The 14023-nt window shown below is 64.6% G+C and carries 16 protein-coding genes; 7 read left to right on the top strand and 9 right to left on the bottom strand.

The annotated features are described in order from the left end of the window. Positions 1 to 12: 12 nt before the first annotated feature. The 9 genes from ACYVD7_RS06905 to ACYVD7_RS06865 form a co-directional block, all read right to left on the bottom strand. Positions 13 to 327, bottom strand: coding sequence for a VirB3 family type IV secretion system protein (locus ACYVD7_RS06905; protein WP_460760797.1), 315 nt, complete (start codon positions 325 to 327; stop codon positions 13 to 15). Next, positions 320 to 706, bottom strand: a complete 387-nt coding sequence (locus ACYVD7_RS06900; RefSeq protein WP_460760794.1) for a TrbC/VirB2 family protein — start codon at positions 704 to 706, stop codon at positions 320 to 322. Before ACYVD7_RS06900 ends, ACYVD7_RS06905 begins: the two co-directional genes overlap by 8 nt. Before the next feature lie 75 nt (positions 707 to 781). After that, positions 782 to 1531, bottom strand: coding sequence for a lytic transglycosylase domain-containing protein (locus tag ACYVD7_RS06895; protein WP_460760792.1), 750 nt, complete (start codon positions 1529 to 1531; stop codon positions 782 to 784). Between the two features lie 120 nt (positions 1532 to 1651). Continuing rightward, positions 1652 to 2698 (bottom strand): P-type DNA transfer ATPase VirB11, encoded by a 1047-nt coding sequence (virB11, locus tag ACYVD7_RS06890; protein WP_460760789.1) that lies wholly within the window; start codon positions 2696 to 2698, stop codon positions 1652 to 1654. A gap of 22 nt (positions 2699 to 2720) precedes the next feature. Continuing rightward, on the bottom strand, positions 2721 to 3980 hold the full coding sequence (locus ACYVD7_RS06885; protein ID WP_460760787.1) for a TrbI/VirB10 family protein: 1260 nt from the start codon (positions 3978 to 3980) through the stop codon (positions 2721 to 2723). Next, positions 3977 to 4678, bottom strand: a complete 702-nt coding sequence (locus tag ACYVD7_RS06880; protein ID WP_460761860.1) for a TrbG/VirB9 family P-type conjugative transfer protein — start codon at positions 4676 to 4678, stop codon at positions 3977 to 3979. Before ACYVD7_RS06880 ends, ACYVD7_RS06885 begins: the two co-directional genes overlap by 4 nt. 53 nt (positions 4679 to 4731) lie before the next feature. Then, positions 4732 to 5658, bottom strand: coding sequence for a VirB8 family type IV secretion system protein (locus tag ACYVD7_RS06875; protein ID WP_460760784.1), 927 nt, complete (start codon positions 5656 to 5658; stop codon positions 4732 to 4734). 95 nt (positions 5659 to 5753) lie between these two features. Further along, positions 5754 to 6152 (bottom strand): hypothetical protein, encoded by a 399-nt coding sequence (locus ACYVD7_RS06870; protein WP_460761857.1) that lies wholly within the window; start codon positions 6150 to 6152, stop codon positions 5754 to 5756. Between the two features lie 1037 nt (positions 6153 to 7189). Beyond that, positions 7190 to 8338, bottom strand: a complete 1149-nt coding sequence (locus ACYVD7_RS06865) for a pyridoxal phosphate-dependent aminotransferase (protein ID WP_460760782.1) — start codon at positions 8336 to 8338, stop codon at positions 7190 to 7192. Positions 8339 to 8444: 106 nt separating this feature from the next. Here ACYVD7_RS06865 and ACYVD7_RS06860 point away from each other — a divergent pair, with 106 nt between their 5' ends. The 7 genes from ACYVD7_RS06860 (at position 8445) to ACYVD7_RS06830 (ending at position 14014) form a co-directional block, all read left to right on the top strand. Further along, entirely contained in the window at positions 8445 to 8945 is a 501-nt protein-coding gene (locus tag ACYVD7_RS06860) for a DUF3293 domain-containing protein (RefSeq protein WP_460760779.1), read from the top strand. Between the two features lie 126 nt (positions 8946 to 9071). Further along, positions 9072 to 9713: a heme ABC exporter ATP-binding protein CcmA gene (ccmA, locus tag ACYVD7_RS06855; RefSeq protein ID WP_460760777.1), complete on the top strand. Its 642-nt coding sequence runs from the start codon at positions 9072 to 9074 to the stop codon at positions 9711 to 9713. Positions 9714 to 9715: 2 nt separating this feature from the next. Beyond that, the gene (gene ccmB, locus ACYVD7_RS06850) at positions 9716 to 10426 is read left to right on the top strand and encodes a heme exporter protein CcmB (protein WP_460761854.1); all 711 of its coding nucleotides are present in this window, start codon (positions 9716 to 9718) and stop codon (positions 10424 to 10426) included. A 105-nt stretch (positions 10427 to 10531) separates the two neighbouring features. Then, positions 10532 to 11311: a heme ABC transporter permease gene (locus ACYVD7_RS06845; RefSeq protein ID WP_460760774.1), complete on the top strand. Its 780-nt coding sequence runs from the start codon at positions 10532 to 10534 to the stop codon at positions 11309 to 11311. Beyond that, positions 11308 to 11472, top strand: coding sequence for a heme exporter protein CcmD (locus ACYVD7_RS06840; protein WP_460760772.1), 165 nt, complete (start codon positions 11308 to 11310; stop codon positions 11470 to 11472). The genes ACYVD7_RS06845 and ACYVD7_RS06840 overlap by 4 nt, the downstream gene beginning before the upstream one ends. Before the next feature lie 10 nt (positions 11473 to 11482). Then, a complete protein-coding gene (gene ccmE, locus ACYVD7_RS06835) occupies positions 11483 to 11956 on the top strand; it encodes a cytochrome c maturation protein CcmE (protein ID WP_460760769.1) in 474 nt (157 codons plus the stop codon). Positions 11957 to 12004: 48 nt separating this feature from the next. Then, positions 12005 to 14014, top strand: a complete 2010-nt coding sequence (locus ACYVD7_RS06830) for a heme lyase CcmF/NrfE family subunit (RefSeq protein ID WP_460760766.1) — start codon at positions 12005 to 12007, stop codon at positions 14012 to 14014. Positions 14015 to 14023 lie beyond the last annotated feature (9 nt).

Genomic DNA, 14023 nt, shown 5'->3' with positions numbered 1-14023 from the left:
GGACCCGCGAGGTCACCTTGTGGTGTTGCGGGACGATGGATCCCGGTAGCGGTTCGGTGAGAACACCCACATCCCCGAGTGGTGCTGCAGGTTCCGCATCCTGAGCCGCACCTGCCAGCGCAGGCCCAGCAGGCGGAAGATCATCTCGTCGCGACGAGCCATCTGGCGCATCACGAAGATCACCACGGGCATCGCCAGGATCCAGAACATGTTCAGGTAGAACGCCAGCAGCATGCATCCACCCGCACCGAATGCGAACGGGACGTAGGGCACGCCCATGAACATCGGGGGGCGAGTGCAGCCGCGGAACAGGACGTTCTTATGCATGCGCCCTTGCTGCCGCCACAACCACGATGCCTGCCGTGTCCGACATGCTGCCGTCGGCGACGTCTTCCGGAATCACCATGTGGGCAAGCTGGGCCGCAGCACCGATCAGGAAGCCACCGATGAGGATCGGGGCGACATCGGAGATGCGCTTGTGGGCGAAGGCGATCTGGTAGCCGGCAAAGATCACGGCAATCGTCACTACCGCGATCGACGCGATGTTCAGCAACTTGTTGATCTTTCCGAGGAAGCCGCTGACCCTGCCCACGGTGCCGTCGTCCGTTCCCGCCGCAAGGGCGACGTCTGGCAACACAAGCATGCCCACGAACAGTGCGGCCATGGCGATGGCGGAGAAAACATTCTTTGACTGCGCGATATTCATTACCAGTTCCCTCTGTTGATGTTGACGATCTTTACTGCATGGATGCACGTCCGCGAGCGCTGGCCCGCGACCGCGCTAGAAAACGAATGCCTGATCTCCGCCTCGACTTGGTGATCCGGTCACGGCAACACCTTGGCGATCGACTGGAACCATCGGGGCGACAATCACCGGACGCGAATCGTCCGACGCTGCAATCTGCGGCGTATCAGCAGCGGCGCCAATTTGCACGATGGGCTGCGACACATCGGATTGCGCCGCTGGGACAGCGCGCGGCACATCATTGGCAACGTCGGCGGTCACCGGCTGGGTACGCCGTGGCGCCTCGTAAAGGGGATAGCGACTGACAGCGACCGATCGCCGCGACGGCTTGCTGACGACATCGATGGAATGCTGCAGGACGGGATCCTTGCGCATCGATGCGTATACCTTCTGCACATAGCCCTGCCGGAAGCCGGTCACGAAGTTGCCGGCGTAGTAGCAGCTGAAGGACTTGCCCCAGTTGCCTCCGGAACGACCGTGGCAATCGGCGAGAATGCGCGAGCCGGCCTGCAGGTTCGGACAAGCCTGGAAGGCCTTTTCGTAGGAACCCAGCCCGTACTTGTCCAGGTTGTAGCGATTGACCTGTGCGAGTCCGACCGAGAAGTTGTAGCCGCGGCCCTCGAGCATGCGTACCGTCGCCAGCGCTTCCGACAGGTTTCGCGGTTGACGCGCAAGACGTCCGCCCACCACACCGATGGCGAAGGGATTGTTGGACGATTCCACGCGCACGACATGGCGCATGACATCTTGGGGAACCGCCAGGCTCGGGCAGTTCATCAGCTCCATGCCAGGTAACACTCCTACCCCCTGTTCTTCCCCGGCACTGCTGGCCGCGGATCAAATCCGTTTAATGCGAACTACGATCTCCTGATCGTCGTCACATGTTCAAAGCTGGACAGACCGATGTCAATGGTGCTCGCCATCGACAAGACGCCCCGGATCGAAGTCGATCCCCGTGATGTAACGCTGCCCCGCATGAGCCTTGATATGAACCACGATATCGATCGTCATCATCAACAATCGCTTGATCACGGCGAATTCCAGTCCAGCGCCCTCAGCCGATGCCTTTACCATGAGCGCCAGCTGATCCCAGGTCTGTGTCGTGCTGCCCGCATGGCAACTGGTTATCGAGCCCGGGTGACCTGAGGCACAGTTGCGGATGAAGTAGAAGGATTCGTCGCCGCGCAGCTCGGCCAGGATGATGCGATCCGGCTTCATGCGCAGGCAGGCCTCCATGCAGCTCTTTGCAGTGACGTTGCTGCTGCTCTGCCCGCCCTTCGAGTACAGCAAGTGGACGACGTTGGGCTGGCCGATGAACAGCTCTCGCGCGTCTTCGATCGTTACCAGGCGCTCGTCATCGGGAATGTGGTTGACCAATGACTTCATGAAGGTCGTCTTGCCGCTGCCGGTAGCCCCGGCGACGACGATGTTCTTCTTGTACTGGACGGCCTGCTTGAAGAACTCGGAGTAGTTGCGCTGGGCACGAAGGTCGATCAATTCGCGATCGTGCTCGCTCAAGGCGTGCGACTGCTCGAGGATCTGCTCGAAAAACCCGTCCTCCCGGTACTGCTCCAACGTCTTGCTGTGCTTGGACGGCAACCTGATTGTTATGGAGACCTTGCCGGCGTCGCAGGCCGGCGGGATGACGAACTGGGCGCGCTGTCCTGTCGGAAAGGTCAGGGACACGACCGGGTCGGCATCGGTAATGCGCTGTCCGGTGTTGCTCTCGTTGACGACGGCCGTGCAGAACTGGCGGGCACGGTCGAAGGTCAGGCTCGGCACTTCCAGGCGCTGCCAGCCCGCCCGGGTTTCAAGGTAGAGCTCGCCCGGGCGGTTGATGCATATCTCAGTGACGTCCGGGGAACCCATATGGTCCAGGATGCCGAGCACCTGGTACTGGTAGTCCAGGAACTCGCTGGAAACACGTGCGACGGGGGAGTTGTCAGTATCCATACCGATCCGCGATAGCCATCAACTACCTCAGCACGCCGGAAAAGCTGACATCCCGGGCGACGTAGATGTTCACCACGCTGCCCTGGTTGATGGTCACGGTCGCGGGACGATTGGCGCTGCGCTCGATCGCCTGGTTCGCGAGGCGCTCCATTGCCCGCGCGGTATTGCTCTCGTAGGGCATGACGACTTCGCTTCCGGAATTGGTGACGACGGTGCCTTCCGGCCCGTTTTTGGCCGCCGCGTACTTGAAGCCATCGCTGATCAGGCTGATCAGCAGCGCCGACGTTATGCGGCTGGCCCAATGGGCGTCGTACTGTCCCGGGTGACCGGCGCCGCCCAGATTGTCCACGCCTGGGCTGGCCATGTTGATGTCGATGCCGTTGGGCGTAGTGATCCGGTCCCACACCACCGCGACGCGCGGACCGTTGACGGTCGAACCCTGGTAGCGGCCGGAAGCCTTCGAGCCCTTCGGCAACAACAGCCGACGACCGTTGATCGAATACACCGGCTCGGTCACCACGCACGAGGTAAAACCGGAGATGTCGGTGACGATGCGCGTCTCCATCACGCAACGGATATAGGTGCCGCGCACCAGCAGTGTGTCGGGATTGAAGATCGGCGCTGCGCTGGCGACTTTCGGCAACGCATCCGCCTGGTCTTGCGCGATGCCATTCCCGCCTGCCTGCTGGGTCGCTAGCGCCATCATGGCCTGCGTCTGCGCCACGGCCTGCTGTGCGGCATCCGGACGACTTCCTCCGAACGGGCCAGAACCACCGGCATCATTGGACATGCGACGCTCGAGCAGCGATGGCCCCTGCGGCTCCATCGATACGCTCTGCGACGCCGAAGCCTGGGGCGACGCGGGTGACATCGGCTGGAGCGCGATCGGTGGAACTTCCGTTTCCGGCAGCGGTGGCAACGCGTCCGAATCTGCAGGTGGAAGCGGCGGCGCTTCCTCGACGATGGCCTTGGGGGCTTCAGGCACGACCAGCGCCTTCCTCTCCGCAGGCTTCTTGTCGTCCGAGCCCGCGCTGCTGAACATCATGTATGCGACAACCAGCAACAGCACGGCGATGCCCGCGAGGAACACCAGCGCCTTGCGATTGAGTTTCTGCACTTCGTCCGAACGCAGCACGGGCGCGCCGGCATCCAGGTCCGTCTGCGCCGACTGCTGGGCGTAATACGGATTCTGGCTTGCGTGGTAGCCCTGTCCGGCTTCCGGCGGCGCGGAGGCGTATGCGTCGGCCTGGCCATCCGGATGGCTCGATGTGTTCTGGCTCATTTCTGCAGCTTCCTGCGCAGGCCGACCACGTTCCTGCCGTGACGGATGATCAAGTAGGGATAGGTGCCGTGAACTACGATGGTGTTGTCCTCTACCGTCGTGTTGACCACGAAGTCCTCGCCGCCTTCGCGTTCGCGAGCGAAGACCGCAGGAAAATTACCCGTCGGCAGGCTCTTGAGGTCGGACATCTTCACGTAGGTGAACTGTCCGTCGTCATAGACCGTCGTCGGAATGAGCCAGGCCAGCCGTGTTCGCGTCGCGTACTGGTAATCGAAGTTGTAGCTGCGGGACTTGTCGAGCCGGGTGTCCAGCTCCGGGACCGCTTCCACCTTTTCCGATACCGCGGTGAACTGGGTGCCACTGGGGTAGACGAAGTTCACCTTGTACTGGACGCCTGCCTGCTTGGCCTGGTCGAGCGCGCGCCAGTCGGTGGCAACGACCTTGAGTTCGAAGATGTACGAGTGCGTGGCCGTGCGCACCATCATGTTGGTATCGACGTCGACGTTCTTCGGCTTCAGGTAGAAGACGTTGTCGCGCCGGCTGAGCTCCCAGCCGCTGCTGAATCCGGTGCTGTAGTCGAGGATCTCCTCGCTGGCACTCAGCTCGATCTGGGTGGTGATGCCAAGCCCGGTCCGCACCTGGTAGATGCGGTTGGGCTCGTATTCGTATTCCTGGATGACCTGCGCGGCCGACGGCATTGATACGACTGAGGTCGTCAGGAACAAAGCCGCCAGGTGGTTAAGCGACAACTTCATCGTGGGTTGACTCCATTTGCACCGCCAGTCGCTGCGGGCACGGTGGTTTCGGCGGGGGCCATGGCCTGTACCGGATTGGCCGGCGCGGAATTGGCCTGCACAGGACTGGCCTGCGCCGGCGCTGCCGGATCTACGGCGGGCACGTTGGGCGCAGCGACCCGCGGTTGCACGGGAAACTCGCCTTCAACGGCCGGCGCCTCGGCGTAATCGTTGTCGACGCGATAGTCCGTGACCTGGAAACCGAGCGGGTTCAGGACCCGGGTGAACTCGTCCATTTCCAGATCCGGGTTGTACCGGTATTCGACGGTGGCGATCTTGCTGTCGAGCGGAAGTACCACCCCGCTATCCTTCGTATAGACGCTGCGCTGGAAACGCACGACCGCGGTCTTCGCCCGCTTGCCGGTGCCCTGCGCTCCCTGCAACTGGATGCTGAGGATCCTGACGCGCACGGCTTTGTTCCTTCCGAACATGCGGACCGGGCCGGCAGGATTGTCGTTCTTGTAGAGATTTGCGTACGCCGGAGCGACCTTGTCGGTCGCCATCGCGTGGACGATGTTCCAGTTGCGGTCGCCGATCTGCGAGTAGTCGTAGGACTCGCGGGCCATGATGAAGTGCACCAGGTTGCTCTTGTTGAGCGCCTCGCTGGTGGAGATGGACTGGTTGTCGAATTCGCCGGTGAGACGCGCGACCGTGCTGGTGCCGGTGTAGGCATCGGCCATGACCAGATAGGGCACCTTTTCCTTGAGCGGCAGGAAATAGAAGTAGCCACCGGCCAGGATCAGCGACATCACGATCGCCGACCACGCGACACGCCATGCACGACGCTCGCTGCGACGCGCCATGTCGGCGACCGTGACCTCGTAGTTGACTGCCCTGGCGACTGCGGCTTCCACCTGGGGCGTTACCGGTTTCTTTCCGAACATCTACTGGACACTCGCGAAATGGTTGAAGGCGTGGCAGCGAAGCGCTTTGCCCGCCGGGGCACAGACTGTTGCCGAATCAGGCGACGCTGGCTGTGTCACGGTTGCGCCGGCGCACTGGATGCAGCAGGCGCAGCGGCGCGCACGACAATCTGATTGCCTTCCACAGCAACCGATACGCCCTGCGCTGCGTAGGCCGTCGTCAGCTGCGTGGCGGCATCGGTCACGTTGCCGGTGTGGATGGACGCGACAGCTGAGTGCAGCGTGAAATCCGACGGATGCAGGTAGGACAACATCATCTTCGAGTCCTTCGCCCAGCGCACCAGCATGTTCCTGAGCGTGCCATCCATGGGCGATGGGTAGAACGTGTACGCCTGGTACAGCGGAATTTCCCGCGGCTGCTCCGCGTAACGGTTGACTTCCTTCCAGCGTCCGCCGAAGTCCGGCGCCGGACGCGTCGCGCATGCGGAAAGAAGGGCGACGCACAGGAGCAGCAGGAAGCTGGCGAGTGGTTTCGTGATGCTGGTCTGGATGCCCGTTGAATGCGAGCAGATGGCAGTGGTTTCGTTCACGCTTTCCCCGGATGCATTGATCGACGCACAGTGCCCGGGCGAAGGCTCGCGCGGAAATCGCGCCATCAGCCTTCGCCACGTCGGTCAGAACGAGGTACGGGGACAATCGCAGGCGCCGTGAAATCACGGTCCTGGGAAACGAAAAGGTATGGAGTTGCTGCCATCCTGGCACCGCGTCGCACACCCGCATGTCCGGCGGGGCCATGGCGACTGGCGGCTATCGTTCTGTCCCTGAACTCTCCTCCAACGTAGGCACTTCAAACGGGCACATGAGACGCCCGTCACCAAAGACTAGACCGAACATGGCGATGGCGACAAGAGGTTGATCGATACATCGCATCGAGATTTGGTCAGTTGCAATCAGGCGCGTTGCTTCATTTGCATTTAGCTATGAGGTGCGTGCTGCGTTTGGCGAAACCAGAGCACAATACCGATCGCTCTGTTGGCGAGAGCTCATTCAAACCACCTTTCCGACGAGATTGGTACTTGCGCGAAATGCGTTGCGAATCAACCCGGATTTATCGCTCATCCTGAGCGGAAGCGCCCTTCGACTTCGTGCCTGCGGCGCTACGCTCAGGGTGAGCGGTGTCGAGGGGTTACCGGTCACTCCGCATTCCCGCTCATCCTTTCCGACGAGATTGGTACTTGCGTGAAACGCGCTGCGAATCAACCCGGATTTATCGCTCACCTGAGCGGAAGCGCCCTTCGACTTCGCGCCTGCGGCGCTACGCTCAGGGTGAGCGGTGTCGAGGGGTTGCGGATCAATCTCTGGTCGTAGACTCAGATCCTTGGGCCGGGCTTTAGCCCGTCGTACGGCCGTAGTCATTTCGTGTTCGCGCTGCATAGACACAAGTAGAAAGCGTCGATCATCGCTGCGACGTAGCGTCACTTCATCGCCGCTGAAGCATCAAAAAAGAAACCCCGCTTTCGCGGGGTTTTCTTTTTGCAGCGATGACCAAAAATCAGAGCTTCTGCAACCGCTCAATCGCCGCATCCAACGTAGCCTCGTTCTTGGCGAAACACAGACGCGCGATGCGCTGCCCCGCCGGCGGCGTTTCGTAGAACGGCGACAGCGGAATCGCGGTCACGCCCTTCTCGATGGTGAGCCAGCGGCAGAAGGCGACGTCGTCCAGGTCGCTCACTTCGGAATAGTCCACCAGCTGGAAGTAACCACCGGGCACGGCGAGCGGCTTGAGCTTTGTCGTCAGCAGCTGTTCGCGGAAGCGGTCGCGCTTGGCTTCGTAGAAGGCGCCCAGTTCCTCGTAGTGCGCGGGCTCGGCTTCGATCATTTCGGCGAACGCCCATTGCGCCGGGGCGAAGGTGCAGAAGGTGTTGTACTGGTGGACCTTGCGGAACTCGGCCGACAGCGCGGGCGGCGCGATGCAGTAGCCGACCTTCCAGCCGGTGCAGTGGTAGGTCTTGCCGAAGCTGGAGATGACGAAGGCGCGGTCGCGCAGCTGCGGGTAGCGCAGGACGGATTCGTGGAGGGCGCCGTCGAAGACGATGTGCTCGTAGACCTCGTCCGAGAGCAGGTAGATGTGGGTGCCGTCGACCAGGTCGAACAGTTGCGCCATGTCGTCGGCAGTGAGCATCGCGCCGGACGGGTTGTGCGGCGAGTTGATCATCAGCATGCGCGTCCTGGGGGTGACAGCGGCACGGATGAGGTCCCAGTCGGGCGCGAAGGTGTGCGGGTCCAGCGGGACGTGCACGGCGCGGGCACCGGCCAGGTCGATGGCGGGTTCGTAGCAGTCGTAGCAGGGGTCCAGGACGATGACTTCGTCGCCCGGGCGGACGACGGCGAGGACGGCGTCGAAGATGGCCTCGCTGGCGCCGGAGGTCACGGTGATATCGGTGTCGACGTTGGGCCGGTAGCCGTAGCAGCGCTCGGTCTTGGCGGCGATGGCCTGGCGCAGGGCCGGGATGCCGGTCATCGGGGCGTACTGGTTCTTGCCGTCGCGCATGGCGCGGTCGAGGGCTTCGACCAGGCGGTCGGGGACGTTGAAGTCCGGGAAGCCCTGGCCCAGGTTGACGGCGCCGTGCTCCATCGCGAGCTGCGACATGACGGTGAAGATGGTCGTGCCGACCTTTGGGAGCTTGGTTTCCGGGGTCATGGGCTGGGTGGCGTCTGGGTGAAAGTCCCGAGTTTAAGGAATCCTCCCGATCAGGCCTAATGGCCGCTGGTTAGCGCTGTCATCGTCGTCGGGGAGACTGGCTGCCATGCGCGAGTTGCGGATCGTCAATGCCATGGAACTGGCCGCCGCCTACGCGGCCGCGGACTATGCGGTGGTGATGGACGGCGATGCCCTGCACCTGCGCGTGGGCGAGCAGGCGCTGGACCTGGAGGCGTATTGGCCGGCGCGGCGCTATGCCTTCATCACGGCGTGGAATCCGGCGTCGGTGCCGCATTCGGAAGCCTCCAATGACGCGGCGAATACCGCACTGATGGCGCGGCTGGACGCCGCCGGGCTGACACGGCAGCCGGCGCAGGCCTTCGATCTGGAAGGGGAATGGCGCGAAGCCGGCTGGCTGGTGTTCGATGCCAGCGAGCACCTGCTGGAGCAGCTGGCGCAGGAGTTCGGCCAGGCTGGCGTGCTGTTCTGGGAAGCGGGCGAACCGGTGCGGCTGCGGATGATGTTTCCGGCGCCGCCGCGTGCGGTGGAAATGGCGCATGTCGACTGGCTGGAGAATCGGCCGGTGCGCGATGGGGAGCCGGCTTAGGGCCTTTTGCCGGGACGCCCGTCCTGGGCGCCGCGGAGCGAAGTCGCCGGACGCATATAAAATGCCGGGTCGCGGCCGCTGGCTGCACCGGGCCGTTGGCCCGGCCCGAATGCTCCCTGGCTGCCCATGACCCCATCCCCGCCCCCGCTGCTGCAGGCCCGTGGCCTGCGCTTCACGCGCAACGACGATCCGGTGTTCGGGCCTCTCGATTTCGCGGTCGATGGCGGTGAGGCGCTGCTGGTGCAGGGCGACAACGGCGCCGGCAAGACCACGCTGCTGCGCGTGTTGGCCGGGCTGCTGCGATCGGACGAGGGCGAGATCCTGATCCACGGCAAGCCGGCCGATGCGTTCGAGCGTTCGCACGCCATCGCGTATCTCGGCCACCTGGCTGCGCTGAAGGCGGACCTGGGTGCGCTGGAGAATCTGGAATTCCTGTGCGGTCTGCACGGCCGCCGGGGTTCGATCACGCCGGAGCAGGCGATGGCGCTGGTGGGACTGGCCGGGTTCGAGGACGCCCTCGCCCGCCAGCTCTCCGCCGGGCAGAAGAAGCGGCTGTCGCTGGCACGGCTGTGGCTGGCGCCAGCGCCGCTGTGGCTGATGGATGAGCCCTACGCGAATCTCGACCTGGACGGCATCGAGCTGGTGAACCGGATGGTCGAAGCGCACCTGCGCGACGGCGGGGCGACGCTGGTCACCACCCATGGCGCTTATGCCGCGCCGCCGGTGCGGACGCGGATGCTGGTGCTGCGCCGGGAAGCGGTGGCATGAGCATGACCTCTGGAAGCACGATTGCTGCGAGCACGGCGCCCGGACTGATCGCCTCCGCCCGCGCCCTGATGCTGCGCGACCTGCGCCTGCTGTGGCGGCGTCGCGGCGATGCCCTGCAGCCGGCGCTGTTCGCGCTGCTGGTGGTGACGCTGTTCGCGCTGGCGCTGGGTGGGGAACGCGAGGCGCTGGCGCGCTCCGCTGGTGCGGTGCTGTGGCTTGCCGTGCTGCTGGCGGGACTGCTGGCGCTGGACACGCTGTTCCGTGGCGATGCCGAAGACGGTTCGCTGGAGCAATGGATGCTGGCGCCGGTGCCGCTGGCGTGGCTGGTCGCGGTGCGCACGTTCATGCACTGGGCGACCACCGCCCTGCCCCTGCTGATCGCGACGCCCTTGCTGGGCGAATTGCTCCACCTGCCGCGCGCACACCTGCCAGTGCTGATGGCGTCGCTGGCACTAGGCACGCCTTTGCTGAGTCTGCTGGGTGCGGTGGTGGCCGCGCTGACGGTCGGAATGAGGCGCTCCGGTATACTTGTCGCGTTGCTGGCGCTGCCGTTGTACGTGCCGGTGCTGGTGTTCGGCGCGGGCAGCGTCGCCGCGGCGGCGCAGGGACTGGACGTGACCGGCGCGATGCTGATGCTGGGTGCCGGACTGGCGCTGGCGCTGGTGCTGGCGCCGCTGGCGGCGGCCGCTGCGATCAGGATCGCGTTGAACTGATGTGCTGAACCAAGTGTGCGGCCGCGACTCCAAGCCCTCGCGCCTGCGGCGCTCGTTCCCCCACCCCAACCCTCCCCCGCAGCGCGAGGGAGGGAGTGAAATGCAATGAATCCGATCGTCCGCTGGTTCCACCAACTCGGCTCGCCCCCCTACTTCGACCGGTTTGCCGCCCGCTGGGCCCCCTGGGCTTACGGCTCGGGCCTGCTGGTGATGGCGCTTGGCATCTGGTGGGGGCTGTTCTTCGCGCCGGCCGACTACCAGCAGGGCGACAGCTTCCGGATCATCTACATCCACGTGCCCAGCGCGTGGATGAGCATGGCGGTATTCGCGCTCATGGCGGTGTACGCGGCCATCGCCCAGATCTGGCGGATCAAGTTGTGCGAGATCCTCGCGATGGCCTGCGCGCCGATCGGCGCCGCCTTCACCCTGATCACGCTGGTCACCGGTTCGATCTGGGGCAAGCCGATGTGGGGCACGTGGTGGGACTGGGATCCGCGCCTGACCACCGAATTGATCCTGCTGTTCATGTACCTGGGCGTGATCGGCCTCTACAACGCCATCGACGACCGCCGCGCCGCCGCGCGCGCCGCAGGCTTCCTCGCCATCGTCGGCGTGGCCCTGCTGCCGGTGATCCGCTATTCGGTGGTGTGGTGGAACTCGCTGCACCAGGGGCAGACGATCCGCCTGCTCGGCAAGTCGAGCATCGACGAACGCATGCTGTGGCCGCTGCTGGTGATGATCGTCGGCACCAAGCTGTGGTTCATCGGTGCATTGCTGGCACGCGCGCGTGCCGACAACCTGCGCCGCGAATCCGGCAAGGCGTGGGTGGCCGCGCTGGCGAGCGGTGACGCGAACGGCAACGTCGCCAAGGGCACGCGCACATGAACTACCTCAACTACATCGTGGCCGCGTATGCGGTCTTCGTGATCGTGCTGGGCTGGGACTTCGTCGCCACGCGCGTGCAGATCCGCCGCGAGCTGCTCCGTGCCCGACTCAAGGCCGCACGCGAAGCCGCACGCCCCGCTTCCAGCGAACTGATCCGATGAACATGCTTCCATGAACCCGACCCGTCGCAACCGCCTGTTGTGGATCCTGGCGCTGGTCTTCGCTGCCGGCATCGCCGCCGCGCTGGTGACCTTCGCGATCCAGCGCAACATCACCTACCTCTACACGCCCAGCGAAATCCTGCACGGCGATGCGGGCAAGCACGCGCGCTTCCGCCTGGGTGGGATGGTTGCAGCCGATTCGTTCCAGCGCGCGCCCGGTTCGCTGGAAGCGCACTTCCGCGTCACCGACGGCGATGCGCAGATGCCGGTCGTCTACACCGGCATCCTTCCGGACCTGTTCCGCGAGAAGCAGGCGGTGATCGCCACCGGTCGCATGGATGGCGACCATTTCGTCGCCGAGCAGGTGCTGGCCAAGCACGACGAGACGTACATGCCGAAGGAAGTAGCGGACAAGATGGGCATGGCGCACAGGAAGCACGATGTGAAGGCGCCGGATGTAACAGCGCCCGGAGCTACGCAGTGACGCTCTTCCCGATGACCTTGCTCGACCTGCGCGGGAAGAAGTAACCCGATGCTCCCCGAACTCGGCCAATTCGCCCTCATCCTCGCGCTGCTGGTCGCCGCGCTGCAGGCCGTCCTGCCGCTGATCGGCGCGCAGCGTGGCATCGCGTCGTGGATGGCGGTGGCGCGCCCCGCCGCCTACGCCCAACTGTTCCTGGTCGGCACGGCGTTCGCGATCCTGACGCGCGGCTTCGTCACCCAGGACTTCTCACTGGAATACGTCGCCACCAACAGCAACTCGCTGCTGCCGGTGATCTACCGTTACACCGCCGTGTGGGGCGCGCATGAAGGATCGCTGCTGTTGTGGGCGCTGATCCTGTCGCTGTGGACGGCAGCGGTCGCGCGTTTCTCGCAGCGATTGCCGGCAGTAGTGATTTCGCGCGTGCTCGGCGTGATGGGCCTGGTGGCACTGGGTTTCCTCGCCTTCCTGATCTTCACCAGCAATCCGTTCGAACGCCTGCTGCCGGCAGTGCCCGAAGGCCGCGACCTGAATCCGCTGCTGCAGGATCCCGGCATGATCATCCACCCGCCCATGCTGTACCTGGGCTACGTGGGGTTCTCCGTGCCGTTCGCGTTCGCCATCGCGGCGCTGCTGGACGGAAAGATCGACGCGCGCTGGCTGCGCTGGACGCGCCCGTGGACCAATGTCGCCTGGGCGTTCCTGACGCTCGGCATCGCGCTGGGTTCGTGGTGGGCCTATTACGAGCTGGGTTGGGGCGGCTGGTGGTTCTGGGATCCGGTCGAGAACGCCTCGTTCATGCCGTGGCTCGCCGGTGCGGCGCTGCTGCATTCGCAGGCGGTGACGGAAAAGCGCGGCAGCTTCCGCGGCTGGACGCTGCTGCTGGCAATCGCGACGTTCTCGCTGTCGTTGCTGGGTACGTTTCTGGTGCGTTCGGGCGTGCTGACGTCCGTGCACGCGTTCGCGTCCGATCCGACGCGCGGGCTGTTCGTGCTGGTGTTCCTCGGGACGATCGTCGGCGGTTCGCTGCTGCTGTACGCGCTGCGTGCGCCCTCCGACGACAGCGGTGCGCCCTTCGCCGCGGCTTCGCGCGAGACGCTGCTGCTGGCCAATAACCTGCTGCTCACCACCGCCTGCGCGATGGTGTTGCTGGGCACGCTGTATCCGCTGCTCGCCGACGCGCTGGAGCTGGGCAAGATCTCCGTCGGCCCGCCTTACTTCGCCATGATGTTCCTGGTGTTGATGACGCCGCTGGTGCTGCTGCTGCCGTTCGGCCCGGTCACGCGCTGGCAGCGCGAGCAGACGTCGCGTCCCATTGCCATGCTGGTGCCGTGGGCAGGACTCGCGCTCGGTGCTGGCATCGCCGTGTACTTCTTCTCGACGCAGCAGTCGCCATTGAAGGTGGCTGCGGGTGTGTTGGGTGCACTGTGGGTGTCGGTGGGCACGCTGCGCTTCGTCTGGTCGCGATTCGAGCAGAGCGGCCGCCAGTTCACCGCCGAGATGCTGGGCATGTCGCTGGCGCACTTCGGCATCGCGGTGTTCCTGATCGGCGCACTGTTGACCGAGGGCCTGAGCCAGCAGCGCGAAGTCGCCGTTGCCCCCGGACAGAGCGTCGAACTGGGCGGCCACGCCTTCCGCTTCGACAGCGTCGAACGCTACAACGGCCCGAACTACGTCGGCGACCGCGGCACGATCACGGTGTTCAACGGCAGCGCACCCATCGGCGAAATGCATCCGGAAAAGCGCGCCTACGCCAGCGGCGGCCAGGTGATGACCGAAGCCGCCATCGATCCCGGTTTCACCCGCGATCTCTACGTCGCATTGGGCGAACCGCTCGGCAACGGTTCATGGGCCCTGCGCGTGCACGTGAAGCCGTTCGTGCGCTGGATCTGGGCGGGCGCCCTGCTGATGATGCTGGGCGGCCTGGTGACGGCGACCGATCGCCGTTTCCGGCACGCACCGCGGGCTGAACAACACGCTGAGTCGGAACGCTCTGAGTTGGAATCGCTAACTGACCCGAACCCGCTCGCTGATCTGAACCCGACGGAGACCACCGCGTGAGCGAACGCA

The sequence above is a fragment of the Lysobacter fragariae genome, from assembly GCF_054779775.1.
Note: the sequence above shows the minus strand (reverse complement) of the source record. Positions and strands in the feature narration are given on the sequence as shown.